The organism is Pseudogulbenkiania ferrooxidans 2002, from assembly GCF_000174355.1.
GTDB lineage: Bacteria > Pseudomonadota > Gammaproteobacteria > Burkholderiales > Chromobacteriaceae > Pseudogulbenkiania > Pseudogulbenkiania ferrooxidans.
Map to the genome: position 1 here is coordinate 23,074 of NZ_ACIS01000011.1, position 13,462 is coordinate 36,535.

Annotated in this window: 11 protein-coding genes; all 11 read right to left on the minus strand. The window is 61.8% G+C overall.

The annotated features are described in order from the left end of the window. Positions 1–7 precede the first annotated feature (7 nt). Positions 8–898 (minus strand): maltose ABC transporter permease MalG, encoded by an 891-nt coding sequence (malG, locus tag FURADRAFT_RS17465; RefSeq protein ID WP_008955502.1) that lies wholly within the window; start codon positions 896–898, stop codon positions 8–10. Between the two features lie 10 nt (positions 899–908). Then, positions 909–2,432, minus strand: a complete 1,524-nt coding sequence (malF, locus tag FURADRAFT_RS17470) for a maltose ABC transporter permease MalF (RefSeq protein WP_008955503.1) — start codon at positions 2,430–2,432, stop codon at positions 909–911. A 78-nt stretch (positions 2,433–2,510) separates the two neighbouring features. Then, positions 2,511–3,719 carry a maltose/maltodextrin ABC transporter substrate-binding protein MalE gene (gene malE / locus FURADRAFT_RS17475; protein ID WP_008955504.1) on the minus strand — a complete coding sequence of 403 codons (1,209 nt, stop codon included), beginning with the start codon at positions 3,717–3,719 and terminating at the stop codon, positions 2,511–2,513. Between the two features lie 51 nt (positions 3,720–3,770). Beyond that, a complete protein-coding gene (locus tag FURADRAFT_RS17480) occupies positions 3,771–4,907 on the minus strand; it encodes an ABC transporter ATP-binding protein (RefSeq protein WP_008955505.1) in 1,137 nt (378 codons plus the stop codon). A 123-nt stretch (positions 4,908–5,030) separates the two neighbouring features. Next, the gene (locus tag FURADRAFT_RS17485) at positions 5,031–6,635 is read right to left on the minus strand and encodes an alpha-glucosidase (protein WP_008955506.1); all 1,605 of its coding nucleotides are present in this window, start codon (positions 6,633–6,635) and stop codon (positions 5,031–5,033) included. 93 nt (positions 6,636–6,728) lie between these two features. Beyond that, positions 6,729–8,009: a maltoporin gene (locus FURADRAFT_RS17490; RefSeq protein ID WP_008955507.1), complete on the minus strand. Its 1,281-nt coding sequence runs from the start codon at positions 8,007–8,009 to the stop codon at positions 6,729–6,731. Between the two features lie 625 nt (positions 8,010–8,634). Next, the gene (locus tag FURADRAFT_RS17495; protein WP_008955508.1) at positions 8,635–9,648 is read right to left on the minus strand and encodes a substrate-binding domain-containing protein; all 1,014 of its coding nucleotides are present in this window, start codon (positions 9,646–9,648) and stop codon (positions 8,635–8,637) included. 83 nt (positions 9,649–9,731) lie between these two features. Further along, positions 9,732–10,052, minus strand: coding sequence for a DinB family protein (locus tag FURADRAFT_RS20350; protein ID WP_086007389.1), 321 nt, complete (start codon positions 10,050–10,052; stop codon positions 9,732–9,734). A 246-nt stretch (positions 10,053–10,298) separates the two neighbouring features. Then, a complete protein-coding gene (locus tag FURADRAFT_RS17505; RefSeq protein ID WP_008955510.1) occupies positions 10,299–10,550 on the minus strand; it encodes a hypothetical protein in 252 nt (83 codons plus the stop codon). A 93-nt stretch (positions 10,551–10,643) separates the two neighbouring features. Then, positions 10,644–12,242 (minus strand): alpha-amylase family glycosyl hydrolase, encoded by a 1,599-nt coding sequence (locus tag FURADRAFT_RS17510; protein WP_008955511.1) that lies wholly within the window; start codon positions 12,240–12,242, stop codon positions 10,644–10,646. Positions 12,243–12,272: 30 nt separating this feature from the next. Further along, positions 12,273–13,208, minus strand: coding sequence for a carbohydrate kinase family protein (locus FURADRAFT_RS17515; RefSeq protein WP_008955512.1), 936 nt, complete (start codon positions 13,206–13,208; stop codon positions 12,273–12,275). Positions 13,209–13,462: the final 254 nt, after the last annotated feature.

A 13,462-nucleotide genomic window follows, 5' to 3' on the forward strand; every position in this document is an offset into this window, starting at 1 on the left:
CACACAATCACCCCTTCACGCCCCCGCTGGTCAGCCCGTTGACCATCCAGCGCTGCGCCACCACGAACAACGCGGTGATCGGCAGGCCGGAGAGGATGGCGGCCGCGGCAAAATCGCCCCACAGATAGTTCTGCGTATACAGATACAGCTTCGACCCCACTGCCAGCGTCAGGTTTTGTTCCTGGTGCAGCAGGATGGATGCCACCGGATATTCGATGATCGCGCCGATGAAGGCGAGCAGAAACACCACGCACAGGATCGGCAGCGCCATCGGCAGCAGCACGTGCCAGAATGCCTGGAAGTGACTGGCGCCATCGACGATGGCCGCCTCTTCAATTTCGGTCGGAATCGTGTCGAAGTAGCCCTTGATGGTCCAGATATGCAGCGCGATGCCACCAGCGTAAGCCAGCACTAGGCTGCCGTGGCTGTCGATGCCGAGCCACGGCACGTAGCTGCCAATCTGGTCGAACACCGCGTAGATCGCGATCAGCGACAACACCGCCGGAAACATCTGCATCAGCAGCAGCGCGTTCAAGCCGAGCTGGCGGCCGCGAAAACGCAGACGGGCAAAAGCATAGGCGCAGGTGGTCGACAGCAGCAGGATGACGGTAGCGCTGATGGAAGCGATCTTGATCGAGTTCCACAGCCATAGCAGCACCGGGAACGGTGGCTCGATTACCCGGCCGGTGCTGTCGGTATACGAGAAGCCGAGCGCGAGCTGCCAGTGTTCGAGGCTGATGGTATCGGGGATGATGCTGCCGGCGGCGAAGTTGCCCGGACGCAGCGAGATCGACACAATCATCAGGAACGGAAACAGTGTCAGAACCAGAAAGGCGATCAGCCCGACATGGGCCAGCGCTAGCCGGCCGGTATGGGTTTTATCCTGCACCATGGCCATGATGCTCTCCTTATTTCTTTTCCGGCGCGTTGACACGCGACAGACGCAAGTTGATCAGCGATAGCACCGCCACCAGGATGAAAATCAGCGTGGAGATGGCTGCGGCGAGGCCGAAGTTCTGGCCCGAATCCTGGAATGCGATACGGTAGGTATACGACACCAGGATATCGGTGGTGCCGGCCGGCACGACGCTGTCGGTAAAGTCCGGGCGGCCGTCGGTCAGCAGCGAAATCAGCACGAAGTTGTTGAAGTTGAAGGCGAACGAGGCAATCAGCAGCGGCATGATAGGCTTGGCGATCAGCGGCAGCGTGATACGGGTCAGATTGGTCCACGCGCTCGCGCCGTTGATGGCTGATGCCTCGTACAGGTCAGACGGGATCGATTTGATCAGCCCCAGGCACAACAGCATCATGTACGGGTAGCCGAGCCAGGTATTAACGATCAGCAGCATCATCTTGGCCAGCAGCGGGTCGGAAAACCAGTTTGGACTGATGCCGAACAGGCCATTCAGCACCATGTTGATCTCGCCGAAATTCTCGTTGAACAACCCGCGGAAGATCAGGATGGAAATGAAACCGGGTACCGCATACGGCAGGAACAGCAGGACGCGGTAAGCCGTCTTGAAGCGCAGCGCCTCCCAGCTCAGCACGGTGGCCAGCACGAAACCGACACTGAAAGTAAACAGTACGGTAAGCGCGGCAAACAGCACTGTCCAAATGAAGACGCTCAGCAATGGCGCCTGCAGTTCGGCACTGCCGAACAAGCGTTCAAAATTGCTCCAGCCTACGTTGACGCGGAAGCCCGGCGCGATCTGCTCTCCGGCAGCCGTTTCATAAAATCCGGTCTCGAAATTGGGCCGCAACACCTCGCCGGTTTTCAGGTTGGTCAGACGACCATCGGCCGCCTGCCGGTAGAGCGGTGACACCGGCGCAAACCCGCTCAGTGAGACCAGCCGGTAAGGTTCGTTGGAGCCGGGTAAATACAGGGTGAGAGCCTTGAGTGCAGCCTGCTGGGCGATCACCTCTCTGAACGACGCCCTGTCGCCGACCGGTGCCACGCTGGCTTCGTGCAGCGTGACGGTCTGCTTTTTCGCGCCATCGAGCTTCACATCGGCCGATTGCCAGACCTGGCCGGCCTCGTTGCTCAGGCGCAGCTGATAGTTTTTGCCGTGCGCGTACAGCGACAATTGCAGCGGGTCACCACCACTGGAATAAGTCTGATCGAGCAGATAGGCGGTGGCTCGCGAGAAGGTCAGCAGGTTGGTCGAGCTGTAATTGGTGAAGCCGATTCGCGCGGTGTAGAGCGCCGGAAACAGCACGAACACCAGCATCGCCACCACCCCCGGGTAGAGATAACGCCAGGCGTAAGCGCGCGGCGAGGTAAACACCCAGCCCGAGACACCGAGCAGCGTCAACCCACCCAGCGCCAACCAGTAATGGCCGGCCCGGTACACGGTGAAAACCAGCCAGAAACCGGTCATCAAAAGTAGAGCGCCCAATACCATCCAGGCGAGGCGCCGATTGATCCGTTGCATGCTAATAATTCCCTGAGTTGCAGCAAGGCGAGCGAGCGGAATACATCGGTATCCCGCTCGCAGGCAACAACGCTTGACTTACTTGGCCTTGATACGCTCCGCCGCGGCATCGAGGCCGGCCTTGACGTCCTGGCGGCCCTGCGTGATGTTCTGCAGGGTGGTCTGCATGGTCGACCAGAACTTGCCCATCTCCGGGTTATTCGGCATCGGCGCGCCCCCCTTGGCACTCATCATGGTGGCCTGGATATTCGGGTCGCTCTTGAGCTGGTTGTAGAACGCCTTGTTGGCCGGCACGCCGATCGCCACGTCATCATTGATCATCTTGAGTCCTTGCACCGTCAGCATGCTGTTCTCGATGAATTCGGTGGCCAGTTCCTTGTTCTTGCTTGAGGCATTGATCATCGCGCCCAGCACCCCGACGAACGGCGCGGCCGGCTTGCCGTTCACGGTCGGGATCGGTGCCACGCCGAAGTTGATGCGGCTCTTCTTCAGGTTGTCCCACGCCCACGGGCCGCTGATCATCATGGCGACCTTGCCCTTGTTGACACCAGCCTCCATGTCGGCGTAGGACGCGCTCTTCGGCATCACGCCAGCGTTGATCAGCTTCATCAGCGTGCTCACGCCAGCCGCTGCGCCGGCGTTGTTGACACCCACATTCTGTGGATCATACGTGCCATCGCCTTTCAGCTTGAACGGATACCCACCACCGGCGCCCAGCAACGGCCAGGTGAAGTAGGTATTGGTGAAGTCCCACAGGATGGCTTTCTTGCCGCTGGCAGACAGCTTCTTGTCGAGCGCGAACACGTCTTCGAAGGTCTTGGGGGGGGTCGGCACCAGGTCTTTGTTGTAGATCAGCGCTACCGATTCGATTGAGATCGGGTAGCCCCACACCTTGCCACCGGAAGTGAATGCCTTCCAGCCCATGTCTTCGATCTCGTTACGCACCTTCTTGCTTGGGCTGACTGGGCTCAGCAGGCCGGCACCGGTCCATTCGCCCAGACGATCATGCGGCCAGATCCAGATGTCCGGGCCCTTACCGGCAGCGGCGGCCTGCTGGAACTTGGACGGCGCGTCTTCCGGATGCTCTACCACCACGGGCACGCCGGTTTTCTTGGTGAATTCCTCACCCACCTTTGCGAGGCCGCGGTAGCCCTTGTCGCCGTTGATCCAGATCACCAGCTTGCCGTTGTCGGCAGCGGCGGCATAAGGGGCAGCAAAGGCACCGGCAACAGCCAGCGAAAGCGACAGTATCGCGGTTTTGCCAAAATGGCGGCGGGTCATGCTCATGCTATTTCTCCTCTCGTTTTCTTGCTCATTGGCAAGTTCTGGAAAGCCGGCTTATTGCGGGCAGGCTTCGGTGGGGCGTGAATTTTTCTGGTTGACCGGATCAAGGCGGCGCAAAGCCTGGCCGTCGGTGGTAAACAGGTGGCCGTTGGCCGGGTCGAACACTAGCCGGCAGGCTTGGCCCGGTTCCACTTGGGCCAGCGGTGGCAGGCGTGCTGAGACGGGCTCCTGGCTGCCCGACGCATCGAGGTATAGCACCGAGGACTCCCCCAGATGCTCGATGGCGATGGCTTGGCCGGCGAAGCCGTTGCCCCCCTCCGCCAGGCTCAGATGCTCGGGCCGCACGCCCACGGTGACTTCGTCCCCGAGTTGGGCAGTACTGGCGTCGACACTGACACGCACGTGCTGCTGATTGGGCAGCACGACCGTGGCGCCTTGCGGATCGATGCCGGCCAGCGTGCCCTTGAGGAAGTTCATCGACGGCGAACCGAGAAAGCCCGCCACGAAAAGATTGTCCGGTTGGTAATAGAGTTCGGTCGGCGTGCCGACCTGTTCGATTTTGCCGGCGCGCAGCACCACGATGCGGTCGGCCAACGTCATCGCCTCGATCTGGTCGTGGGTGACGTAGATCATCGTGGTCTTGAGCTCGCGGTGCAGGCGGGCGATTTCGATGCGCATCTGCACGCGCAGCGCGGCGTCGAGGTTCGACAACGGTTCGTCGAACAGAAACACCTTGGGGCGCTGCACGATGGCACGGCCGATCGCCACGCGCTGGCGCTGGCCACCCGACAACTCCTTGGGCTTGCGCTGCAGCAGGTGCTCAATCTGCAGCACCTTGGCCACCTGCTCGACTTGCGGCGTGTAATCACGCTTGTGCTTGCCGGCGAGCTTGAGGCCAAATGCCATGTTCTCGAACACCGACATGTGCGGATAAAGCGCATAGGACTGGAACACCATCGAGATGCCGCGCTTGACCGGTGGTAGATCGTTGACGCGCACGCCGTCGATTTTCAGCTCGCCGCCAGTGATTTCCTCCAGCCCGGCAATCGAACGCAACAGCGTCGACTTGCCACAGCCGGACGGGCCGACAAACACCACGAACTCGCCATCGGCGATCTCAAGGTCGATGCCGAACAGGGTTCGGGTCGAGCCGAAGTCCTTTTCGATGCCTTGTAGGCTGACTGCTGCCATAGTTTTCTCCTGCTTGTGCCGTGTTGTTCCGGCTTTTTCTGTTTGCTTGCCGATAGGCCGTCCGAATGGTTGCCTTATCGAGTAAGACGGAAACGCGCTGCGCTTTTCCGTCCTACAGCCATGTCAACGCCCTATCCTGCCGAACCAGCCGCCCCAAGCGTCGAGCTCGAGCGTGTGGCCCTGTAGCACAGCGCCATCGAGGCCATGGCCATCCAGCGCGACGACGTCGAACGGCAAGGTCAGCGTCTGCGGCGCGGCGCTCAGATTGAACACCGCAACCACACGGTCGTCACGCGTGAACGCCAGCACCGCGTCGTTGCCGTCGAGAAAGCGGATATTGCCGGACACCAACTCCGTCTGGCTGCGGCGCCATGGGATAAAGCGGCGGTAGAACTGCAACACCGAATCCGCCTCGGCATCCTGCTTGTCTGCGGCGCGCGCCAGGTGCCCGGCCGGAACCGGCAGCCACGGCTCGGCCGAGCTGAAGCCACCATGCGGCGCGTCGTGGCGCCACGGCATCGGTGTGCGGCAGCCGTCGCGGCCCTTGAATTCCGGCCACATGGCGATCCCGTACGGGTCCTGTAATTGTTCGAAGTTGAGTTCGGCTTCCGGCAGCGCCAGCTCTTCGCCCTGATACAAGCAGGCCGAGCCGCGCAGAGACAACAACATGGCGAGGATGGTGCGCGAAAAGCGCGGATGCTCCACGTTGCGGCCCCAGCGTGTCAAGACCCGGATCGAGTCGTGGTTGCCGGTGGTCCAGCAGGCCCAGCCGCTGCCGATCTGCGCCTCCAGTTCTTCCACCTGCCTGCGGATATGCGCAGCGGAAAATTCTGGCGTCAGCAGGTTGAAGCTGTAGGCCATGTGCAGCTTGTCGTTGCCAGCGGTGTATTCGGCCATGCGCGCCAGACTGTCGTCGTCGCCGATCTCACCCAGCGCCACTGCGCCGTATTCGTCCAGCAAAGACCGCAGGCGCTTGAGAAACGGCAAGTTCTCCGGCTGCGACTTGTCGAACTGGTGCGACTGGTAGCTGTATGGGTTGCCGGCCGTGACGGTGGCGTTGTCGCGCTGTTCCGCTGCCGGGTTGCTGCGCAGCAGCGGGTCATGAAAGTGAAAGTTGCAGGCGTCGAAACGCAGACCATCCACGCCGAGCTCTAACCAGAAGCGCACTTCGGCCAGGATGGCCTCCTGTACCGCGAGCTCATGGAAGTTGAGATCGGGTTGGCTGGCCAGGAAATTGTGCAGGTAATACTGACGCCGCCGGGTATCCCACTGCCAGGACGAGCCGCCGAACACCGAAAGCCAGTTGTTGGGGGGGGTACCGTCAGCATTGGCATCAGCCCATACGTACCAGTTGGCGCGCGGGTTGTCTCGGCTGACGCGGCTTTCCTTGAACCACGCATGCTCTTCCGAGGTATGCGACAGCACTTGGTCGATCATCACCTTGAGACCGAGTTCATGCGCCACGGTCACCAGGCGGCGAAAGTCTTCGATGTGGCCGAATAACGGGTCAACCGCACGGTAGTCGGAAACATCGTAGCCAAAGTCTTTCATCGGCGACTTGAAGAACGGGCTAACCCAGATCGCGTCCACGCTCAGGCTCGCCACATATGGCAGATGCTCAATAATACCGGGCAGGTCGCCCACGCCGTCACCGTTGCTGTCGGCAAAGCTGCGCGGGTAGATCTGGTAGATCACCCCGCCGCGCCACCATGCGCCGTTAGATTTCATCTTTATTCAGTTCCTGCCCAGCCGGGCCATTACAGTTTGTCTTGCCGGGGGACGGGCGCGCACCCGCCTCCCTCGGTTCAAGCTATGACCGGCTTACCACCAGGCTTCTGCCTGGGCGCCGATGGTCATGCCGTGGGTCTTGTCGCCGAATACGCCGCTGGTGGATAGCGCGTCGCCGGTGCCGGCGGAAGCCTGAGCGGCTTCGTTCCACTTGGCGTAGGTGGCAAACAGGCGCAACTGCGGACGGCTCCAGAAGCCCTTGTCTGGCGAGATCAGGAAGGCGGCAGTCACTTTGGCCAACTTGCGGGTTTCCGCGTTATCCGGCTTCACCTGGTCGTAGCCGAGTTCCAGCGCAGCGCCGAGGTGCTTGGTGAAGGCATACTCAGGGCGCAGGCCGATCGAGGTCCACACCTGACCCGCGCCACTGGCCGGCTGGGTCTTTTCCCAGATGGCCACGCCCATGCCGGAGAAGTTGCTGCCGGCCGGCTGCCATTGCAGCGCCTCGACAATGCGGTAGCGCTTGTCGTTGCTGTCGGCGTTCGGGTTCGGGTAGCCAAAACTGCCGGCGATGCTGCCTTTCATATACTGCAGTGCCAGCGTGTTGAAGCCACCAAGCACGCCGTTCTGGTTGTGCATCACGTTGAAGGCCACGCCACTGGTGGCCTTGTTGACGGTATCGGCGTCGTCCTTGCTAGCGCGGCGGAAGTCCAGGCCCAGCGTCAGCTCGCCCCCCGGGTTGGTCTTGATGCCGGACAGACGGAAATCGTGGCCGCTCACGCCCACCTTATGATCCAGGCCATCCACCGAGGTGCGGCCGGAGTCGACGGTATTCTGGCGCCAGGCGTAGGCCAGGCGGCCGATGCCCACGTCGATATTCTCGATGCCGGCCCCCGGGCCCGAGTTGTCCCAGAAGTAGAAGTCGTTGATGTGCACGTCGTGACGGTCGTAGAAGCGCTTGCCGGCCCACACCTTGGCTTCACCGAGGCCAATGTTTTCAGCAGTCACGAACATTTCACGCAACGCAAATTTCGCCTTGGATTCGTCTCCGCTCGTATCCTCCCAGTCCTGCCACTGCTTGGCCGACATGGCGATGCGGGAGTCGACGCGGAAACGCGCTCCGGTTTCCTTGTCTTCAAACACCTGCTTGCCCAGCGCCAGTTCGGCGTAAGTTTCGCACTCGTTACCGAGACGGTACTTGGAACCGGCCCCAGCCAGTTGGAAGCAGGCCTGCGAACCCCCACCGTCTTGGTTGGAGCCGACGCCGCTACGCAGGTAGCCGTGGAAATCGAGCGGAGCGACTTCAGCAAAAGTGGCACCAGCCGAGCCGGCCATAGCCAAGGCCAGCGCGAGTGGGAGGATACGTTGTTGTCTCATCTTTTACCCCTGGGTTTTATGGAACCCTATTGACTATTTCTCCAACGGCGCCGAACAGGCACAAAATGTGCGAAAGCAAGCACATACGGCGCCAATCACCCAATATCAAACCGGTTTAATTTTCACCCAAACCGGTTTGGATTTGGTGTCGTGATCATATTTGTTTCAAACCGGTTTGAATATGGCGTGGCAGCAAAAAGCCAAAAAAATGTAAGTTTTTGTGTTTCTTTTTTGCAAACAATTGTGCATTCGCAGCAAATCAAAAAAGGCGAAAAATAAAATTTCCTTCAATAACAATCAGCTAAGCAAAACAAAGAAACAAAAATTGCTGCAATACAATAAATCAAACCGGTTTGGATTGAACATACACCATGGACTGACAAATGTATGCCTCCTCGCTTGCCCGGCGCACAGCACAAGCAACAGGAGTGACACAGGGCAATGCACACATGCCGAAGGAGCTGAGCCGATAAGGCGGTCGCCGACATGCGGATCACCGCCCCGCAGCCAGGCGCTGGGCGATCCAGCGTTGGAATGGGCGGGGATAGACAACAAGGAGGGGAGAGGGACATCAGCACTGGGAGCACTCACCCAGGGCGCTCCAGGCATAAAGAGACTCGCGACGTCAGCCGGGCAACGGCCCGTCGGTATCACCGGCCACTAGCACCGGCTTCCACAGCTGCGTCAGCTCGGCTATGGGCTTGCCGGCCAGACGTGCCAACATCAGCTCGGCCAGGGTGCGACCGGCCTTGCGCGGCTCGGGCTGCACGACGGCGCTGACCGTGCTGGCCTCGCCGTCGTGCGCTGGCATATTGCCGAACACGATCGCAGAAATGTCGCGGCCGAGCGCCAGGCCGGCACGGCGCAGCGCCTGCAGCACACCGACCGCTGCCACGTTGTTGTCGACGACCACGGCAGTGGGCCGCGGCGACGATACCAGCAGCCGCTCCATCGCTTCCCTGCCTTGCTCCGAGCTCAGGCCGCCCACCACCAAGTGTGCCGGCACTGCCTCAAGCCCGGCCGCATCGAGGCCGAGCAAAAAGCCCTGGCGACGCTGCGCGGCGAAGTTCATGTTGAGCGGGGAGCTGACCAGCGCAATATCGCGGTGGCCGAAGCCGGCCAGCCGCTCCACTGCCATGCGCATGCCGGCCTCGTTGTCATAGTCGAACCAGGGGTAAGGCTGCTTGAGGTTCGAGCGGCCGTGCGCGACGAAAGGAAAGTTCTTGTCCTGCAGATAACTGAGACGCGGGTCGTCCACCTGGGTACGCGCCACGATCAGGCCGTCCACCCTGCTGCCGGACACCACGCGGTGGTAGGTTGCCAACTCGTTCGACTTGGCGGCCGAAACGATTACCAGGTCCATCTGCTCCTCGGCCAGCCGCTCGGTAATGCCGGCGATCACGTCCAGGAATACCGGGTCGCCCAGGTCGCTCGGCTCGAATGGGTAGATCAGGCCGATGCTGTCGGTACGGCCGGTAGCCAGGCGCCGCGCCACCGTGTTTGGCCGGTAGCCGTACTGGGCGGCGGCAGCCAGCACGCGCTCGCGCGTTTCCGCATTCACTTCGGGGAAACCATTCAGGGCGCGGCTGACTGTGGTGGGAGACAGATTCAACAGGGCGGCAAACTGGCGGAGATTCATCTTGTTATGGCTGAGCGTTATACAGAACTGGCGGCATGATGGCGGTATGGTAACGTGGAATCGCTACGCCGGATACGCCGCCGCTATCGCGGCGATCGTGCCAGCCCCTTGGCACAATCGGCCATTGCGCCAAGCACCGGCCCGGGCGACTTCCCGCAGGAACACCGGCAGGTCGGTGGAGGGGGCACCATCCCCAGATGGTAAAGAATGTCTGCCGCATGACCACGGTGATAGGTAGTGTGATTGACCACGTGCAGCAGAATATCGCTACGCGACATCGCGCCATGTCCGCCGCCGATGGATTCGAACTCGACCACTTGTTCCAGTTCCGCGGCGGACAAGGAATCCACATAGCCGATATACCACTGGTCGATTTCCCTCTGCAGGAAGTCCAGCTCCGCCATCGGCGGCGGGTTGACGGATTACGCGTGGTCAAGCCATGCGGCTTGCCGAGCAGGTGGCACTGCCAGACGTGATCCATCGCGTAGGAATGGTTGAGCGGGCGCAGCAGAACGCCAAAGAGGATACGACGCGGCACGAGCAACACGCTTGCGGATTCCGGCAGTTCGCCGACCACCGCCAGGAAGGCCTGGTCCGCCCATGCCTTGTAACGGGTCAGGGTATGTGCGTAATTCATGCTTTCCCCCCTTTCAGCGAGCTAGCGCTCGTGCCGCACCAGCGGTGCTATAAAACACCCCGGCGCGGCGTGCCAGAACGGTGCGGACCACAGTATGCGCCGCGTAGCCGAAACAGCCGAACATGCCAATCAGCAGATACGGTCCGACGCTGAGCAGGTCTTTCAGGGGAACCTGGTAATAGCGGGCGAACAACGCCGCAATGCCCAGGATGGCGACGAACGCAAGAAACATGCTGATGGCGTGGTGACGCGACTCGATGCTCATGACTCATGCCCGGGAAGGTGCTGGGGATGAGAAAACCACAAGACATAAAATGCCGATGTCAAATTGATAATTCCCCCAGCCCCATCCATGCCCTCACTCGGCCGACGACTTGAACACCGCCACCTGCTGCGGCGCCAAGCGTAGCGGGGCGGCAATGGCCAAACCTGCAGCCGGTGCAGGATGCACCGGCCGCCAGCGCCCCGCTGGCAATTTCAGCGGGACCTCGCCGGACGAATAATTGATCGCCACCAACAGCCGCTGTTTCTCCAGCGACCGCTCGAACACCAAGGCCGGGTCATCATCATTGCTCAGCAACTGCAGAGTTCCGATGCTCAGCGCCGGCTGCTCGCGGCGCAGTCGGATCAAAGCCCGGTAGCGGTTCAGCAACGAATCCGCCCGGCCGTCCTCGCTTGCCACATTGTGGCTTTGCGCATTGTCTGCCAGCGGGCGAAACGGCTTACCGGCGGAAAAGCCGGCGCCGCTGCCGTCCCAGCTCATCGGCCCGCGCAGGCGCTGATCCTCGTACTGCACCGCCTCCGACGGCCCTTGGCCGATTTCCTCGCCATAGTAAAGGAAAGGAATGCCCGGCAGGGTCAACAGCGTAGCGGCGGCCAGCTCGTTGGCCGCCTCGTCGCCATCGAACTGCTGCGCCAGCCGCGCGCCGGCGAAGCTGTCGTGGTTGGCCAGGAAAGTGCCCATGCGCTCCACCGGATTGTGCTTGAGATAATCGAGCAGGCCCGGCTGCACACGGCCGAGCTGGGCGCTCTTGACGATCTCGTGCTGCAGGCCGAAGGCGAAGGCGCTGCCGGCCGAATCGGCCGCGGCGAACTCGGCCGGCGCGCCCGGCACCTCCGCCACCATATAACGCTTGCCGTACTGCTCCACCAGAGCGCGGATGCTGGCCATGATCCGGAGGTTTTCCGGCTGGTTCTCCCAGGCGAGCGGGCCGTTTTCCACCAGCGCGCCGACCGCGTCGAAACGGAAGCCGTCGATGCCGCGGTTGAGCCAGAACTTCAGATTGTTCAGATGAAACTCCAGCACCGCCGGGTTGTGGAAATTGAAGTCCGGCATCTGCGGCGAGAACGCAGCGTAATAGTAGCCACCGGCACCGGCGTGCCACGGGTCGCCGCCGTAAGTGGTCCAACCTTCCGGCTTGGCGGCCGACCACACGTACCAGTCGCGCCACGGCGAGGCGGGATCGGCCTTGGCCGCCTCGAACAGCGGGAGGCTGTCGGCGCTATGGTTGATCACGTAGTCGAGGATCACTGCGATGCCGCGTCGGTGCGCCTCCTGCACCAGGCGGTCCAAGTCAGCCAGGCTGCCGAATTCCGGCGCCACGTCGCGGTAATTGGTGACGGCATAGCCGTGGTCACGATCGGCGCTCGGGTAGATCGGCAACAGCCAGAGTGCGCCGACGCCGAGCGACTTGAGATAGTCGAGGCGGCGGATCAGGCCGGGCAGATCGCCCACGCCATCGCCGTTGCTGTCCTGATAGGCGCGCACCAGGATTTCCATGAACACAGATTTGCGCATCCAGTCGGCCGGCAGGCCGCTATCGTGCCGCTCGATGGCGACCGGCCCCAGATCCGGCATGCCCGGCATGGACGCGGCGGCGCCGGCCGGCGCCGCCATTTGCAAACCGGCCACGGCGGCCAGCACGCCGGCAGCTTTCTTGAGTGTGCTTGGTTTCATTCTCCCCCCCTTTATCGAAAATGATGCGGTTTAGCCGAACAGCTGCTTGTAGTAGCGCTCGAAGCCGGCCCGCGTCAGGAACTCCTCATGCGTGCCATGGCAGCCGCAGGCATAGGCGCCACCGATCGAGCCATAACGCATGCACTCGGCCAATGGCTTGTCCTGGAACAGACCATGGAGAAAGCCGCCGACGAAGGAATCGCCGGCGCCGTTGCTATCGACGATGGGGCGTTGCAGGTCCACCACCGGGAAATGACGCGGGACCTCGTGTTCATGCGTCAGCAGATAGCTGCCCTCCCCGCCCGCCATCGCGATCACCACCCGAGCGCGGCCGTCCCGCAGAATGGCGCGCATGACCGCATCGCGCCGTGCGCCCAATGCGGCGGTGCTGACGAACACCAAGTCCGAGCGCAGGGCGAACTGGCGGTGATAATCATTCAGCCCATCCCAATCGTGCAGATCGGTCGACACTGTCACCCCAGCCTCGCGCGCATCGTCGTAGAGTTCGCTCACCCAGTGCATGATCGAAAAATGCGCGTGGCGGGCATGGCGCAAAAAAGGCAGGTAGAACTCGCGCGGCATGCGCAGCTCGGCCGGATGGCGGCCGTCATAGCACGATTGCCGGCGCCCCTGCGCATCGACGAAGTTGACGCTGCGGCGGGTGCCGCTCTCATGTACGAGATGGCTGAAATCGAGTCCAATCGCCGCGTAACGCCGCAGGATCTGCTGCGCCTGCGGATCGGCGCCGATGTAGTCGATGAACTTGGTTTTCAGTCCCAGCATGTGGCAAGCCTGGGCTACGCCGTTGCCGGTATGCGCCACGTAGTCCCGCACCGGCGGCACGTGCACCGAATCGGCGAGCGGCAACGGCAGCTCCGGCACGCGTACGATGGTATCGATCCCCACTCCCCCCACCACCAGGACGTCATAGTCCCGCGGCTGTGGCGCGGCTGCTGCCTCCTGCATGCTTCCTCCTGCCAGCTTCGGCTCATGATGAAGCTCTTTTATATTATCAAACCGGTTTGAATTGCAATTAACCGAAGAACCAGCACAGAAAAAACGTCCGGATTAGATTAGGAGACGGGGTTCTTCATGCCCCGCGTGAAGGGCCGCCGCCCGGAAGCCGGCAAACTCAAGCGACATCCGCGCGTTTCCACCCCGAGCCGATACACCACGACCGCCGCCAGCGCAAAGCAGGTGGTGCCGAGCATGAACGCCCC